The following is a 15,339-nucleotide window of genomic DNA, read 5'->3' on the forward strand; positions in this document are numbered from 1 at the left end:
CTCCTAGAACAAGTCAAGAACATCAGCCCGCCAGCATGGCGAGGCGGCTGGCGGCGGCGCCACGATTGTGGGCGTGGCAGATGGCGATGGCGAGGGCGTCGGCGGCGTCATTACCCTTGAATTCAGCCTTCGGCATCAGGACCTTCAGCATCATGTGGATCTGCTGCTTTTCGCCATGGCCGACGCCGATCACGGATTTCTTGACCGCGTTGGGCGCGTATTCCGCCACCTTCAGGCCGGCGCGGGCGGGGACCAGCATGGCAATGCCGCGGGCCTGACCGAGCTTCAGCGTCGCCACGGCATCCTTGTTGACGAAGGTCTGCTCGACGGCGGCTTCGTGCGGCTGGTAGGCGTGGATGATCTCGGCCAGTCCGTCATGCAGCTGGCACAGCCGCGAGGCCAGGTCCATGTCGCCATCGCTGGTGACCGTGCCGGATGCAACGAAACGAAGCGAATTGCCGAGGCTTTCGATGATGCCCCAGCCGGTACGGCGGAGCCCCGGATCGATGCCGATGATGCGAATCATGTCTTTCATGACCCGACGTTAGGACAGAAAGCGGACGCTGCACATGTTGTCCGACCTGGAATATCGCCTCCAGATGCAAGACTTACCCGTTTGAAGGCCATGAAATATCGAATTTCCCTAATTTAAGCAGGCTTTGTTAACCATGAAGTAAGCGCAACCAGTGGAAGAATGGACCATGGATGGCGTGATGCGGAAGTTCTGCGGTGGCATTTGGCACGCCGTGACCTGTCCGCTGTGAGCGGTGGATCGATGAGCCGAGTATTCAAATCAGTCAGGGCCCGTGTCACGGGTCTGTTCGTACTTTTCATGGTGCTGTCGGGCGCCGTGCTCCTGGCCATTGCCTATACGGGCAGCGCTGGCGTGTTTCAGCAACAGGCTTCGGTGTCGCGTGAAGCGACATTGACCTTCCGGGCGGATATGCTTTCCGAGAAACTCGCGCAATTGCGGGGGCAGGCGGAATCGATCGCTCGTATCGAGGCCCTGCAGCAGGACCTGACAAACCTCAAGAGCGGCTGGAAGACCGTGGAGAAGAGCGCCGGAGATGCCGGCAAGGCTTTGATCGACGTCTATGTCACGCGAAACTCCAGCCCTGCAGACAAGCGCGAGCTTCTTGTCAAGGCAGAGGGGCAGAGCGGCTTTTACTTCTCTTCGCATGAAAAGGCGCAAGCCGATGTGCAGACCTATCTGGCGAACGGGCCGTTTTCCGATCTGTTGATGGCCGACACGCAGGGCAATATCATCTATTCCTACAAGAAGTCCGAGACTTTCGCGCGCAATGTCGCCTCGGGCGATCTGGCCAAGTCCGGTCTCGGTCAAGTCTATGCGCTTGCCAACAAGGCCATTGCCGCCTCGAAGGACGGGGAGACGGCGGAAACGGTGTTTTCGGGTCTCGTGATATCGCCGATGACGGGCAAGACCGACATCTATTTCGCCGTCCCGCTGCTGAAACTCGGCGCGCCGCGCGGCTTCGTCATTTTCAAGATCGCGGATCGCGCGCTTGCAGATGTCATGACCAAGGCGCTTCCGGTGGGTGGTGAGGAGCAGGTCAACATCCTCAGCAGCGACGGTCAGGCACTTGGCGTATCTGCGCAAGGTGCGATCGCTACGGTGGACGCCCGGCAATTTTCCTTCATGGCGGATGCGCTGGCAGCGCAGCAGGTGTTCCAGGCGGATTTCCGGCGGGCCGACGGTCCGGCGCGCGTCTTCACCAAGCCGGTTTCTATCTATGGCAGTCGCTATCTGATTGCCGAAAGCGACAGCATTGGCGCTCTGGAGGCCGGCTCCAGACATATCGCCATTCTCATGGCGGGTGCCGGAGCGCTCGTCATGCTGGCAGGCGTCGTGGCGTCTGCCTTCATCCTGAAACGCATGCTTTCGCCGCTCGGCGTTCTGGCCGAAGCGACGCAGGCGGTGTCTGCGGGCGATGTGAGTGCACCGATCCGATTCCAGGACCGCAGCGACGAGATCGGTGTGATGTCGCGCGCGCTTCACGGCTTCCGCCAGTCGCTGCAGCGGCAGAAGGAGATGGAGGCGAATGCGGCCCAGATGGCTGTCGATGCCGAGCGTGAACGCGACCAGCGGCAGGCTGAGCGCGAGGCGCAAGCTCAGCAGTTGCAAGGCGTTGTCAGTGCGCTGGGTTCGGGGCTGGGGCGGTTGGCCGGTGGCGATCTGGCCTGCACCATCGACGGGCGTTTTCCTGCAGAACTCGAAATGCTGCGGCTGGATTTCAACCGTTCTGTCGAGCAGCTCCGCGATGCCATGCTGGCAATCGGCGGCAATTCCGCAGCCGTTCGCGAAGGCTCGGCCGAGATGCGCACTTCGGCTGACCAGCTGGCGGCCCGGACGGAGCGCCAGTCGATCTCCATCAGCCAGGCCGCGGCGGCCATCGATCAGGTGACCAAGGCGGTGCGCGAGCAACTGGCGCGCGCCGAAGATGCTGCCCGCATTGCCAAGACCGCGCGCGACGGCGCCGACGACTCGTCCGGGATCATGCAGAGCATGATCGTCGCGATGGAGAACATTCAGGCCTCGTCGCAGAAGATCAACCAGATCATCGGCGTCATCGATGAGATTGCCTTCCAGACCAACCTTCTGGCGCTGAATGCCGGGGTGGAAGCCGCCCGCGCCGGCGAAAGCGGCAAGGGCTTTGCCGTTGTCGCGCAGGAAGTGCGCGAGCTGGCGCAACGCTCCGCCAATGCAGCCAAGGAAATCACCGCATTGCTGGCGAAATCGACCAGCGACGTTGAAGCAGGCGTTTCGCTGGTGGAGAAGGCCGGTTCCGCAATCGGCGCGATCGGCGGCCACGTTGCCGATATCGACGGGCGCATCCGCTCGATCATGGAATCGACCCGCGAAGAGGCGGATTCACTTCGCGCCATCAACGCCTCCGTCGGCGAGCTGGAACAGGCCACGCAGCAGAATGCCGCCATGGTCGAGGAAACCACGGCAGCCGTCCACAAGCTGGCGCACGAGGCCGGCGAGATGGACCAGCGGCTTGGCCAGTTCCGTCTGGAAGACGATCGCGGCGGGTATCGAATGGCGGGGTGATCGTTCCGGCTCAAGGCCTCCTGTCGGCCGGGGCCGGCTTGCGAAAATTTCCGATATTGCGCATTCTTTCTCCCGCTTTGACGGGTTCGCGTGCGCTAATCCCTTGATGAAATGCATTGGCGGAAAAGAGGGTGATATATGCCGGGAATCGAAGTGCTGATTGCCTTTGTGCTAACGACCGCGGCCTTCGCTTTCATTCCTGGGCCGGCGATGCTCTATGCCGCGGCGCGCACCATGGCGGGCGGGCGTAAGGCCGGACTGATGGCGGTCCTGGGTATTCACATCGGCGCTTATGCGCATGTCGTGGCGGCGGCGGCCGGGCTTTCGGTTCTGTTCCATGCGGTTCCGCTGCTTTACAGCACGGTCAAGCTCGCGGGCGCGGCCTATCTCGTATGGCTTGGGATCTGCCTGTTTCGGGCAAAGGACGGTGCACCGACAGAGATGTCGACGAGACCGGAGACTTCGGCGCGCAAGGCCTTTGCCCAGAGCGTTGCTGTCGAGGTATTGAACCCGAAGACCGCGATCTTCTTCATGGCCTTCCTCCCGCAGTTTATCGACGGCACGGCGAGTTTATCGCTATGGGCGCAATTGGCGATCCTGGGCACAGCGGTGAATGCGATCTTCACATTTGCCGATATCGTCAGTGTTCTGCTTGCCAACCTCATCGTTTCGCGGCTCAAGCAGTCTTCACGGTTGCAAAGACTGGTGCAGCGGACGGGAGGCGCGGTTCTGGTGGGGCTGGGTACGCATCTGGCTCTGCAGCGGAATTGACGCGCTCTCGCCTTGAGGCAGCAGCGACTCGCGTAATTTTGCGGGTATGGCTGACGGGATCACTTGGGTTGGGGCATTTCGGTGCCTAGATAAGGGCCTGCACCTCGAAAGGCCCTTCCCATGACTTTCTTCTCCGTTCTCGATCTCTCCACCGTCAGCGAAGGCGCGACCGTTTCGGACGCGCTGGAGAATACGCGACGCATGGCCATTGCGGCGGAGACGGCGGGGTACAAGCGCTTCTGGCTCGCCGAACACCACGGCATGACGGGGATTGCCAGTGCGGCTACATCGCTCGTCATCGGGCATGCGGGACACGCGACGAAGCGCATCCGTATAGGCTCGGGCGGGATCATGCTGCCGAACCATTCGCCCTATATCATTGCCGAGCAGTTCGGGACGCTCGCGGCACTCTTTCCGGGCCGCGTCGATCTCGGGCTTGGCCGTGCGCCGGGAACGGACATGGCGACCGCGCGGGCATTGCGCCGCGACATGCAGGCGGCGGCCGAGCGGTTTCCGGACGATATTCTTGAGCTGAAGGCCTGGCTCGGGCCGCGCGTCGAAGGTCAGCGTGTGATTGCCGTTCCGGGCATGGGATCGCAGGTTCCCCTCTATATTCTCGGCTCGAGCCTCTACAGTGCGCATCTGGCGGCGGCTCTGGGTCTGCCTTACGCCTTCGCCTCGCATTTCGCGCCCGACCAGCTTTTCGAAGCGATCGACATCTATCGCAGCCGCTTCGAGCCTTCGGATCAGCTGGATCAGCCCTATGTTATGGCGGGCGTCATGGGCGTGGTGGCGGAAACGGATGAAGAGGCGGCCTATTACTTCACCTCGGCCCAGCAGCAATTCGTCAACCTGCGCCGCGGCCGTCCCGGCAAATACCCGCCGCCGGTTGCCGACATGGACGAGCACTGGACGCCGATGGAGCGGACGATGGTGGAACACACGCTGCAATTCGCGGTCGTCGGCTCCAGGGATACCGTGGAGGCAAAGCTCAAGCGCTTTATCAAGGATACCGATGCGGATGAGATCATCGTCTCCTTCACGCTTTTCGATATCGAGAAGCGGCTGGCGGCGGTGAAGGCTGTCTCGGAAATGGAGATGTTCGAGAAGAGCTGAGCGTTTGTCGTCCGGTGCCGTCAAATGACGCCGGGAGTTTGCGGCCTTTTCCTTTTGAGCCGGACACGGCCCTTCTTTCCGGATAGTTCCACCAGCCGGCGGAATGTCGGGCATTCCATATGCGAAGGCGCCTTGCACTCCGCGACGTGACGCAGGGTATCGCGGAGCGCGGTCAGCTGGTGGATCTTGTCGTCTATCTCGTCAGCCTTGCGGTGCAGGGCATCGCGCGGCAGATCGGGCCTGCCACTCTTCCCAAACATGGCCGCGATTTCCTCCAGCGAGAAACCTGCAGACTGGCCCATCGTGATCAGCTTGATCTGCAGCAGCACGTCCGGTGAGAACTGGCGGCGCAAGCCATGGCGGAACAGCGACTGGATCAGGCCTATTTCCTCATAATAACGAAGCGCCGAGGGCTTTACTCCGGTCTGTGCCGACACATCGCCGATGTCGAGAAATTTCATGCTTGACCTCAAGTTGGCTTGAATTCGTAGCCTGCGCCTGAATGCAATTTCAGACAAGGGTGAAAGACATGAACACAGGGAAAATCGATGATACCGGCAGCGCGGCTCCGGTTTGGGTAACGGCTGCGCTGTCGCTCTCGGCGCTGCTGGCATCGCTGGGTACCAGCATTGCGAATATCGCGCTGCCGACGCTGACGCAGGCATTTGCTGCTCCGTTTGCCGAGGTGCAGGCGGTGGTCGTGAGCTATCTGGCGGCGCTTACGGTTTCAGTTGTCGTGGCGGGGCGGTTGGGCGACAGGTTCGGGCTTCGGCGTGTTTTGCTTGCGGGGCTCGGGCTTTTCGCCATCTCTTCGCTAGCCTGCGCCATCGCGCCGGGCCTCGTGCTGTTGATCGGTGCCCGTGTCGGGCAGGGTATTGGTGCTGCCATTCTCATGACGCTGGCGATGGCCCTGATGCGTGAACTGGCAAGTGAGGCTCAGGTGGGGCGAGCCATGGGTCTGCTCGGTACGGTGTCGGCGTTGGGCACGGCGCTCGGGCCATCGCTCGGCGGGCTATTGCTGCCGCTGGCGGGATGGCGTGGGATCTTTGCTGTGCAGGTCCCGCTTGCGCTGATCGCCTTGTTGCTGGTGGCAATTCTGCTGCCCACAGACGCGCCGAAGCCGAAGGCAAAGGCGCCGTCGCTTCTCAGCGTGATGGACCGCCGGCTGTTGCCCAACCTTGTGATCAATGTTCTTGTGGCCGCCGTCATGATGACGACGCTGGTCGTCGGACCGTTCTTTCTCGCCCTGTCATTGGGGCTTGATCCCGCGAGCGTCGGGCTCGTGATGACCGTTGGGCCGGTGATCTCGATTTTGGGTGGTGTCCCGGCGGGTCGGCTGGTCGATGGCTGGGGAAGCGGCCGGGTGCTGAGGCTTGGGCTCGGCCTGCTCTTTCTCGGTACACTGCTGCTCGCGGTCCTGCCGGGCTTTGCCGGCGTAGCAGGCTATATCGTGGCGATTTCCCTGCTGACGCCGGGCTACCAGCTCTTCCAGGCGGCCAACAACACGCTGGTGCTGGCGGATATCAGCAAGGCATTGCGCGGTACGGTATCGGGGTTGCTGAGCCTTTCGCGCAATGCCGGGCTCATCGCCGGGGCCTCGCTCATGGGTGCGGTCTTTGCCTGTGGCGTCGGACGAGCGGATATCGCCAGCGCCAGTGCGGATGCCATCTCAGACGGGATGAGGGTGACATTTCTGCTCGCGGGCGCTCTGATGCTTTTCGCCTTGTTGCTGGAGGTCGCTTTTGGAAGAAAAGCGGCGTGACGCGTCAGGACCTCGCTATTTGAGATAGGCCCTGACGACATCCACCAACTCTCCCGCCGCCTCGTTGCGGTCTGCCTGGGTCAGTTCCGGGGCGGCGAGGTGGTGGTGGATATGGTCCTCGATCACCTCGGCCATCAGGCCGTTGACCGCACCGCGGATGCCGGCAATCAGCTGCATGACCTCCGCGCAGCCCTTTTCCTCTTCCAGCATCCGTTCGACGGCTTCCATCTGGCCGCGCAGCCGGCGGACGCGGTTGATGAGCTTCTGCTTCTCGCGGATCGTATGGGTCATGTCTTCGAGCCTTTGGAAAACCGCTCAGGCGGCGCGTGCTTCCACTTCCACCGTCACATGCGACAGATCGTGGATCACTGCAAGCTTCTCGCGATAATAGGAGGGGGCCTTCGGATGGTCGGCGAGGATCGAGACGATGGCGCCGTGATGGCCGGGGCCGAGCTGCCAGACATGCAGGTCGACGATTTCAGCCCCTTCGCGGGCAACAATCTCACGGATCTCCTCCGGCAGGTCCTCGTCTTCCGGCACATAGTCGAGCAGCGTCGCGCCGGTGTCGCGGATCAGGCTCCAGGACCAGTTGGCGATGACGAGCGAGCCGACAATGCCCATGACCGGATCGAGCCATGACCAGCCGTAGAGGCTGCCCAGTGTCAGGGCGACGATGGCGAGCACCGACGTGAAGGCATCCGCCAGCACATGCAGATAGGCAGCGCGCAGGTTCTGGTCCTTGCCGCCCTCGTCGTGATGATGGTGGTCATGGTCATGGTCGTGTCCGTGGGAATGGCCATGGTGGTGATGGTCGTCCTTGAGCAGCCATGCGCAGACGAGGTTCACCGCAAGGCCGATCACGGCGATCAGGATCGCTTCCCGGAAGTTGATCGAAACCGGCGCGCGCAGCCGCATGAAGCTTTCCCAGGCAATCAGCAGCGCGATCATCGCCAGAACGATGGCGCTCGTAAAGCCTGCCAGATCGCCGAGCTTGCCGGTGCCAAAGGTGAAGCGGGGGTTTCGCGCATGACGGCGGGCATAGGAATAGGCAAGCGCGGCAATGAGCATGGCCGCCGCATGCGTCGACATGTGCCAGCCGTCCGCCACCAGCGCCATCGAGCCGTAGACATTGCCGGCGATGATCTCGACGACCATCATCGTGGCCGTCACGGCAATTACGATCCAGGTCCGCTTCTCGTTGCGGGCGTGGCCTTCGCCCAGAAAGACATGCTCGTGCTGTGCGGGCAGGGCACCGTGGGTCTGGTCGTGATGGTCATCATGCGGATGATGATGGGAATGGTGATCGCTCATGGTCGCGCTCCTATTTAATATAGGGGGGTACCCTATATATGATGCTCTCGCAACAGGTCTTTTGTCGCATGGCGAATCCTGACCAGTGGCCCAAAACGCAAAATCCCCGGACAGGCCGGGGATCGCGCATGCAATGGATTGTCGGGCTGGGTCAGGCCGAAAGCTTGGCCATGACTTCGTCCGATACTTCGAAGTTCGAGTAGACGTTCTGCACGTCGTCGTCGTCTTCGAGGTTGTCGATGAGCTTCATCAGCGACTGGGCCTTTTCTTCGTCGACCGGGACCGTGTTCTGCGGCTTCCAGACGGACTTGACGGTCTCGGCTTCGCCAAGAACGGCTTCGAGCGCCTTGGAGACTTCGTTCGTGTCTTCAAAGCCGCAATAGATCGTGTGGCCTTCTTCGTTGGACTCAACGTCTTCGGCGCCTGCCTCGATGGCGGCTTCCATCACCTTGTCGGCATCGCCCACGGATGCCTTGTAGGTGATTTCGCCGACGCGGTCGAAGGAGAAGGAGACGGAGCCGGTTTCGCCAAGCGCCCCGCCGGCCTTGGTGAAGAGCGAGCGGACGTTGGAGGCGGTGCGGTTGCGGTTGTCGGTCAGCGCTTCCACGATGACGGCGACGCCGCCCGGGCCGTAGCCTTCGTAGCGGACTTCATCATAGTTCTCACCGTCGGCACCGGCTGCCTTCTTAATGGCACGGTCGATATTGTCCTTCGGCATGGACTGCGCCTTGGCGTTCTGGATGGCCAGGCGCAGGCGGGCGTTCATGGACGGATCCGGCAGGCCGGCCTTGGCGGCAACGGTGATTTCGCGCGCAAGCTTGGAGAAGAGCTTCGACCGGACGCTGTCCTGCTTGCCCTTGCGATGCATGATGTTCTTGAACTGTGAATGGCCAGCCATGGCACCCCTATGCGTATTTCATCAGGAATTTTCGAGATTTTGGCGCCTTATAAGGATTTTGAGGCGCTTCGTCCAGATGTGGAACCATTTCGTGCGGTCGCGGATTAACGGGGTGAACCCGACCTCGCGACAAAACGAAAGGACATGACGATGGTAAGCCTCTCGACTGCCAATAAGGACCCGGAAAAGCTCATCTGGGATGAACTCGACCGCGTCAGTGCCGGCATGCTGGGTTTGAACGGGGAGAGCTTCTCCCTGCAGCCAATGTCGCCCAATCTCGATATGGCCACCAAGTCAATCTGGTTCTATACCCGCAGGAGCAGCGATCTCGCGCGCGCCATCGGGCCAGCGGCGCAGGCGACCTTCGTCGTCGTCGGCAAGGACCACGATTTCCATGCTGTGCTGAAGGGGCCGATCGCGCTCGATGCCGATCCGGCTCGCGTTGAGGAATATTGGAGTTCCGTCGTTGCGGCCTGGTATCGCGACGGCAAGGACGATCCGGAACTGACGATGCTCCATTTCCGGCCGACCGAATGCAGCTTCTGGGCCTCGACCGGCAACCTGCTCACCTTTGGCTGGGAGATCGCCAAGGCCAATCTCGATCCGGACAAGGAACCGGATGTGGGCGTGCACAAGCACATCGCGTTTGCATAACAAAAGAGGCGGGGTTTCGGCCCCGCCTCTTTCCTTTGGTGGAATGCACCTTCAGGCGGCGCGGCGGCCGCTGTAGCTCTGCTGTGTGCGAGCGACTTTGAGACGCGAGACCAGTTCTGCGAGATGGCTTGCCTCGGAAGCGAGCGAGTGGCTGGCATTGGCCGTGTTGGACACCATGGCGGCGTTCTGCTGCGTCATCTGGTCCATCTGGGTGATCGCACTGTTGATTTCTCGAACGCCCGTTGCCTGTTCCTTGGCCGACTGGGCAACCTCGGAGATAAGGCCGGTAATGCCGGCGATTTCGCTGACGATGGTCTCAAGCGCCCTGCCGGTCTCGCCGACGAGGTTCACACCCTTACCGACCTGATCGCTCGAGGTGGAGATCAACTGCTTGATCTCCTTGGCGGCATTGGCCGAGCGCTGTGCCAGTTCGCGCACTTCCTGGGCAACGACGGCGAAGCCCTTGCCGGCTTCGCCAGCGCGGGCAGCTTCAACACCGGCGTTCAGTGCCAGAAGGTTCGTCTGGAAGGCGATGTCGTCAATGACGCCGATGATCTGGCCGATCTGACCCGAGGAATGCTCGATCTGCGACATCGCGGCAATGGCGTTCTGCACGACGCTGCCGGAATGTTCGGCGGCCTGCCGGGTTTTTGTCGTGGCGGAGGCGAGTTCGTTGGTGTTCTGCGCGGTGCGCTGCACCGTCGAGGTGATTTCGTCGATGGCGGCTGCGGTTTCTTCCAGCGAACCTGCCTGCTGCTCGGTGCGGCGCGACAGGTCGTCCGTCGAGCGGCTGATCTCGCTGGAGCCGCTGGTAATGCTGGACACGGCCTCCGCAACGGCCTTGATGATTTCTTCAAGTTGCTGCGTCGCGGTGTTGAAGTCACGCTTCAATACGTCGGTCGCAGCCGGGAAGGTGGAATCGATTCGATAGGTCAGATCACCGGCTGCAAGTGCCGTCAAAGCCGTGCGAAGCGCGTGAATGACGGTTTCGTTTTCCGCCGCTGCACGCTTGGAAGCGTCTTCCAGCATCGTCTGGTCATGGATATCCGTGAGCGAACCGCAGGCGCGGATCGTGGTGCCATCCGGCTGATATTTGCAGCCGCCTGTGGCGCGGAACCAGCGATAGCTGCCGTCTCGGACCTTGAGGCGGTAGGCGACATTGTAACGGGCGCGTCCTGATCTGTCCTTAAGGTGTTCCCCGAATGCCGCGAAGGTGGGAGCGACATCGTCCGGATGAAGCCGATCAGACCACGATTCCATTACATTGGGAAACTCTGCTTCGCTCTGATAGCCAATGAGCCTGCGGAACTCGGCCGACCATACCCATTTCGCATCCTTGTGAGCCGCGTCGCCTTCCGGCATCAATGCTTCCCAAAGGCCGATGCCGCAGGCGTCGTCGAGAAGCGACGAGCGTTCACGGACCGCCGTCAGCTCCGCCTTCAGCGCGTCGAGCTCCTTGGTTTTTCCCAATCCCAGCATTTTTCCCTCCATGCCAAAGAATATGGAGGGTAAGCCTAGAATTACTTCAATAAAAAACGGTTAAGATAGTATTTCGCCCCTCGCGATATATTTTGGGGGCGGAAATACAGCCTTTCGTTTATCTTGCGTTGAAATGCGCCTTGCGGTTTGTCAGCCCTGGATTGCAGTGCCGCCCTGGACTACCAGAAATCCGGCACCGTTTCCGATAGCCGCGGGCCAAGTCTCAGCGGCGCGATCTTTTCCGCCAGCCCCGTGCGATCAGAAATTTCAACGGCCAGGCCGCAGATCGTGGCAGGACCATTCGCAGCCTCGAAACGGCCCTTCGGCATCTTGGAAATGAAGCGGTTGATCGGCTCTTCCTTTTCCATGCCGAGCGACGAGTCATAGTCGCCGCACATTCCTGCGTCCGACATATAGGCCGTGCCACCATTGAGAATCTGGTGGTCGGCGGTCGGCACATGGGTATGCGTGCCGACGACGAGCGAGGCGCGGCCGTCGACGAAATGGCCGAAGCATTGCTTCTCGGACGTCGCTTCGGCGTGGAAGTCGAAGATGATGGCATCGGCCTGTTCGCCGAGCGGGCAAGCGGCCAGGATCGCTTCGCCCGTCTTGAAGGGATCGTCGAGTTCCGGATGCATGAAGACGCGGCCCATGATGTTGGCAACCAGCACGCGGGCGCCGTTCTTCGCGATGAAGAGGCCGGAGCCCTTGCCGGGCGTGCCGGCGGGATAGTTGGCGGGGCGCAGGAAGTTGTCGTAGCGGCCGGCGAAGCCGATCGCCTCCTTCTGGTCCCAGACATGGTTGCCTGTGGTGACGACATCGGCGCCGGCGTCGATCGTGTCGATATGAATCTGCTCCGTAATACCGAAGCCGCCGGCGGCATTCTCGCCGTTGACGATGACGAAATCCAGTTTGAAGTCGGAAATCAGGCCGGGCAGGCGCTCCCAGACGGCCGTGCGGCCCGTCTTGCCAACCATGTCACCCAGGAATAGCAGTCGCATCTAAATAAAGTCCGTTCTAGCGAAAACGCGTAAGGCCGCTTTCGGTCAGAATGGCATCGAGCGGCATGTCGTGAGGTTCTGAAGGAATTTCTTCCACCTTCTGGACGTCGAATGCAATGCCGATTAGCCTCGGTTTAAGCCCTTTCCGCAACAAACGGTCGACGGCGCGGTCATAATGGCCCGCGCCGTAGCCAATTCGATTGCCCAGCCGGTCGAAGGCGGAGAGGGGGACGAGCAGGATATCGGGATCGAGTTCCGTGGCTTCGGGGCCGGGGCCTCGCGTGCCGAAGCCGGTATCGACGAGGGGCGCCGTTGGAAGAAGCTCGCGGAAAACGATGGTTTCCTTGTCCAGAACGACGGGCAGGCAGAGCCGCGCGCCGCGCGCTCTGAACGCCGACATCATGGGGCGAACATCGGCCTCGGACCGGATGGGCATGAACCCGGAGATGATCGTGCCGGGGTCGAATGGCAGCGCCTCGGCGTGGTCGACCATGGCAAGGCTTTTCTCGATGCGGCTCTCTGCCGGGATGGCATCGCGGTGCGCAAGGCGCTCCTTGCGGATTTCGGCTTTTGTCAGCGGCACGTCTCGCTCCGGTCTATCTGGCGCGACAATAGGAATTCCTCGCCCTTTGGCAAGCCGGGTCAGATTGCGATCACCGTCTTTCGAACGCATAATCGGACGATGCGAGATCGTCCCATGGATTCGGCTGAATATATGCTCTTCGAGACGGCGCTTGGCGTCTGCGGCATCGCTTGGAGCGAGGCCGGATTGCTGCGTGTTCAGTTGCCGGACAGGGATGCAGCGGCGACGGCCGCGCGGCTGGCCAAGGCCGCGCGCCGGGCAGGGGGCGCGGTTCCGGCTTTTGCCACGGAGACAGCCGAACGGCTTTCCGACTACGCGGCAGGCGAGGCGGTCGATTTCTCCGACATAATTCTGGATTTCGACGGCGTTGCCGCCTTCGAGGCGACCGTTTATCATGCGCTGCGCAGGGTCGGTCGGGGCGAGACCGTGACCTACGGCGAATTGGCGATGCTTGCCGGTTCGCCCGGTGCGGCCCAAGCCGTGGGGACCGCGATGGCCCGCAACCCTTGGCCGGTTGTCGTGCCGTGTCATCGGGTTCTCGCCGCGGGCAACAAGCCGGGCGGGTTTTCCGCGCCCGGCGGTCTCGTCACCAAGGCGAAGCTGCTCGCGATGGAAGGCGTTCATCTCGACGGCGGCGAGCCGATGCTGCCGGGACTTTTCGACTGACGCTCTCGTCTTCGTGATGTCGCCGCGGTCCTGGAACACCATCGCGTTCATCGCGCAGCCGTGATTTGAATGTGAAGGCGATGAAGCGCTCCTTCTCCCGGCGAGGCAATGTAGCCCGCGATTGAGGAGAGAGATCATGATCAAGTTGATGTTTGCCGCCGTCGTTCTTGTCGCTGCGACGGTGCCGGCTTTTGCCGACGATATGATGATGTGCGACGAGGCTCACGTCATGAAGGCGGAGGAGGCCGCCAAGAAGATGCAGGGCGATGGGATGACGATGGCGATGAAGGAAGTCGACATGGCGAAGATGGCGATGAAGGACGGCAAGATGAAAGACTGTACCGACGCGCTCTCCAAGGTCATGAACATGAAGATGTAAGCTCGGCTTGCATCGCCCGATGGGAAAGAAGCGCGCCGTTTCCGGCGCGCTTCGATTGATCTTGGGTTTCGGTTTGCCACGTCCGTGACGCGGTTCCCGGTTATTCCGCAATAATCTCTCAGGTTCAGATTGAGCCAGAAAGACTCTCACTTTCCTTGTTTTAGTTTGTCTTTTCGGAAGGACCGAATTTCCACTTTTCCCTGACAAAGTCTAATGTGACTTATAATTGACTTTATTGAAGCGCCTTCTCTTTATGCGGGCAATCTTGCCCGATGAAGAGGAGAAAATCATGTTCAAGTTGATCGTTGCTACTGCAATCGTCGCGGCAGGACTGGCCACGCCTGTGTTTGCCGCTGACGCGGTGATGTGCGACGACGCACACATGATGAAGGCCGAGACGGCTGCCAAGGCTGCCAAGGGTGACAAGATGACGACTGCGATGAAGGATGTCGACGCCGCGAAGGCTGCGATGAAGGCCGGCAAGATGGACGACTGCAAGACATCGCTCGAGAAGGTCATGAAAGACACGATGTAGGTCTTTCAAGCCTCAATCCATAATAGAAAAAGCGCGCCGTTTCTGGCGCGCTTTGCATTTCAGCCTGATGGTTTCGCTTAGATGAGCTTGGCGAAAGCCACTGACGTATCCAGCATGCGGTTGGAGAAGCCCCATTCGTTGTCGTACCAGGTGAGGATACGCACGAAGTTGCCTTCCATGACCTTCGTCTGGTCGAGCGCGAAGATCGAGGAATGCGGATCGTGGTTGAAGTCGCGCGAAACGAGCGGCTCGTCGGTATAGCCGAGGATGCCCTTGAGCGGACCGCTGGTGGCGGCAGCCTTGATCGCTTCGTTGATTTCCGCAACGGTCGTGGCGCGCTTGGCAACGAACTTGAAGTCGACAACCGAGACGTTCGGGGTCGGCACGCGGATGGACGAACCGTCGAGCTTGCCCTTCAGTTCCGGCATGACGAGGCCGACGGCCTTGGCGGCGCCGGTCGAGGTCGGGATCATGGACAGCGCGGCTGCGCGAGCGCGGTACAGATCCTTGTGCATCTGGTCGAGCGACGGCTGGTCGTTGGTGTAGGAGTGGATCGTGGTCATGAAGCCATGATCGACGCCGATCAGGTCATGCAGAACCTTGACGACCGGCACGAGGCAGTTGGTCGTGCAGGATGCGTTGGAGATGACCATGTGGTCCTTGGTCAGCTTGTCGTGGTTGACGCCGTAAACGACCGTGAGGTCAGCGCCGTCGGCGGGAGCCGAGACGACGACGCGCTTGGCGCCGGCCGTCAGGTGGGCGGCAGCCTTGTCGCGCGCGGTGAAGATGCCGGTGCATTCGAGCGCGATGTCGACGCCCATTTCGCCATGCGGAAGCGTTGCCGGGTCCTTGATCGCCGTGACCTTGATCGGCTTGCCGCCGTTGATGATCAGCGTGTCGCCCGAAACTTCGACCTTGGCCGGGAAACGGCCGTGGATCGAGTCGTAGCGCAGCAGGTGTGCGTTGGTCTCGACCGGGCCGAGGTCGTTGATGGCAACGACCTCGATGTCGGTGCGGCCGGATTCGATGATGGCGCGAAGAACGTTGCGGCCGATGCGGCCAAACCCGTTGATGGCAACTTTAACAGTCATATGGATATCTCCAATCCCGT

General features: G+C 61.2%; 17 protein-coding genes. 8 read left to right on the top strand and 9 right to left on the bottom strand.

The genetic code is table 11. From position 1 onward, the window contains the following. Window positions 1-22 precede the first annotated feature (22 nt). Window positions 23-535 carry a crossover junction endodeoxyribonuclease RuvC gene (ruvC, locus tag ABID16_RS14920; protein ID WP_354557131.1) on the bottom strand — a complete coding sequence of 171 codons (513 nt, stop codon included), beginning with the start codon at window positions 533-535 and terminating at the stop codon, window positions 23-25. Window positions 536-775: 240 nt separating this feature from the next. Between ruvC and ABID16_RS14925 the strand changes: the two genes are divergently transcribed. From ABID16_RS14925 to ABID16_RS14935, 3 genes are all read left to right on the top strand, one after another. Further along, window positions 776-3,073, top strand: coding sequence for a methyl-accepting chemotaxis protein (locus tag ABID16_RS14925; RefSeq protein ID WP_354557132.1), 2,298 nt, complete (start codon window positions 776-778; stop codon window positions 3,071-3,073). 138 nt (window positions 3,074-3,211) lie between these two features. Next, window positions 3,212-3,844 (top strand): LysE family translocator, encoded by a 633-nt coding sequence (locus tag ABID16_RS14930; protein ID WP_354557133.1) that lies wholly within the window; start codon window positions 3,212-3,214, stop codon window positions 3,842-3,844. 120 nt (window positions 3,845-3,964) lie between these two features. After that, complete coding sequence (locus ABID16_RS14935; RefSeq protein ID WP_354557134.1) at window positions 3,965-4,960, top strand: LLM class flavin-dependent oxidoreductase; 996 nt, start codon at window positions 3,965-3,967, stop codon at window positions 4,958-4,960. A 20-nt stretch (window positions 4,961-4,980) separates the two neighbouring features. Here the strand turns inward: ABID16_RS14935 and ABID16_RS14940 are convergent, their stop codons facing one another. Next, a complete protein-coding gene (locus tag ABID16_RS14940; protein WP_354557135.1) occupies window positions 4,981-5,421 on the bottom strand; it encodes a helix-turn-helix domain-containing protein in 441 nt (146 codons plus the stop codon). Between the two features lie 68 nt (window positions 5,422-5,489). Here ABID16_RS14940 and ABID16_RS14945 point away from each other — a divergent pair, with 68 nt between their 5' ends. Then, complete coding sequence (locus tag ABID16_RS14945) at window positions 5,490-6,722, top strand: MFS transporter (protein ID WP_354557136.1); 1,233 nt, start codon at window positions 5,490-5,492, stop codon at window positions 6,720-6,722. A 15-nt stretch (window positions 6,723-6,737) separates the two neighbouring features. Here the strand turns inward: ABID16_RS14945 and ABID16_RS14950 are convergent, their stop codons facing one another. The 3 genes from ABID16_RS14950 to ABID16_RS14960 form a co-directional block, all read right to left on the bottom strand. Further along, the gene (locus ABID16_RS14950; RefSeq protein WP_230838980.1) at window positions 6,738-7,013 is read right to left on the bottom strand and encodes a metal/formaldehyde-sensitive transcriptional repressor; all 276 of its coding nucleotides are present in this window, start codon (window positions 7,011-7,013) and stop codon (window positions 6,738-6,740) included. A 24-nt stretch (window positions 7,014-7,037) separates the two neighbouring features. Beyond that, the gene (gene dmeF, locus ABID16_RS14955; protein WP_354557137.1) at window positions 7,038-8,033 is read right to left on the bottom strand and encodes a CDF family Co(II)/Ni(II) efflux transporter DmeF; all 996 of its coding nucleotides are present in this window, start codon (window positions 8,031-8,033) and stop codon (window positions 7,038-7,040) included. Between the two features lie 151 nt (window positions 8,034-8,184). Continuing rightward, window positions 8,185-8,931, bottom strand: coding sequence for a YebC/PmpR family DNA-binding transcriptional regulator (locus ABID16_RS14960; RefSeq protein WP_354557138.1), 747 nt, complete (start codon window positions 8,929-8,931; stop codon window positions 8,185-8,187). Window positions 8,932-9,081: 150 nt separating this feature from the next. Here ABID16_RS14960 and ABID16_RS14965 point away from each other — a divergent pair, with 150 nt between their 5' ends. After that, window positions 9,082-9,585 (top strand): pyridoxamine 5'-phosphate oxidase family protein, encoded by a 504-nt coding sequence (locus ABID16_RS14965; RefSeq protein ID WP_354557255.1) that lies wholly within the window; start codon window positions 9,082-9,084, stop codon window positions 9,583-9,585. 51 nt (window positions 9,586-9,636) lie between these two features. Here the strand turns inward: ABID16_RS14965 and ABID16_RS14970 are convergent, their stop codons facing one another. The 3 genes from ABID16_RS14970 to ABID16_RS14980 all read right to left on the bottom strand — a co-directional run bounded on the left by ABID16_RS14970 (window position 9,637) and on the right by ABID16_RS14980 (window position 12,648). Next, window positions 9,637-11,064, bottom strand: coding sequence for a methyl-accepting chemotaxis protein (locus ABID16_RS14970; protein ID WP_354557139.1), 1,428 nt, complete (start codon window positions 11,062-11,064; stop codon window positions 9,637-9,639). A gap of 179 nt (window positions 11,065-11,243) precedes the next feature. Further along, window positions 11,244-12,065, bottom strand: coding sequence for a TIGR00282 family metallophosphoesterase (locus tag ABID16_RS14975; protein WP_354557140.1), 822 nt, complete (start codon window positions 12,063-12,065; stop codon window positions 11,244-11,246). Between the two features lie 16 nt (window positions 12,066-12,081). Then, on the bottom strand, window positions 12,082-12,648 hold the full coding sequence (locus tag ABID16_RS14980; RefSeq protein WP_354557141.1) for a 5-formyltetrahydrofolate cyclo-ligase: 567 nt from the start codon (window positions 12,646-12,648) through the stop codon (window positions 12,082-12,084). Window positions 12,649-12,762: 114 nt separating this feature from the next. Between ABID16_RS14980 and ABID16_RS14985 the strand changes: the two genes are divergently transcribed. From ABID16_RS14985 to ABID16_RS14995, 3 genes are all read left to right on the top strand, one after another. Further along, complete coding sequence (locus ABID16_RS14985) at window positions 12,763-13,314, top strand: methylated-DNA--[protein]-cysteine S-methyltransferase (RefSeq protein WP_354557142.1); 552 nt, start codon at window positions 12,763-12,765, stop codon at window positions 13,312-13,314. A gap of 136 nt (window positions 13,315-13,450) precedes the next feature. Then, a complete protein-coding gene (locus tag ABID16_RS14990; protein ID WP_354557143.1) occupies window positions 13,451-13,693 on the top strand; it encodes a hypothetical protein in 243 nt (80 codons plus the stop codon). Window positions 13,694-13,982: 289 nt separating this feature from the next. After that, window positions 13,983-14,228, top strand: coding sequence for a hypothetical protein (locus tag ABID16_RS14995; RefSeq protein ID WP_354557144.1), 246 nt, complete (start codon window positions 13,983-13,985; stop codon window positions 14,226-14,228). A gap of 77 nt (window positions 14,229-14,305) precedes the next feature. Here the strand turns inward: ABID16_RS14995 and gap are convergent, their stop codons facing one another. Next, window positions 14,306-15,319 carry a type I glyceraldehyde-3-phosphate dehydrogenase gene (gap, locus tag ABID16_RS15000; protein ID WP_354557145.1) on the bottom strand — a complete coding sequence of 338 codons (1,014 nt, stop codon included), beginning with the start codon at window positions 15,317-15,319 and terminating at the stop codon, window positions 14,306-14,308. Between the last annotated feature and the right edge of the window lie 20 nt (window positions 15,320-15,339).

This window comes from Limnomicrobium aquaticum (assembly GCF_040545545.1).
Taxonomy (GTDB): domain Bacteria; phylum Pseudomonadota; class Alphaproteobacteria; order Rhizobiales; family Rhizobiaceae; genus Ensifer_A; species Ensifer_A aquaticum.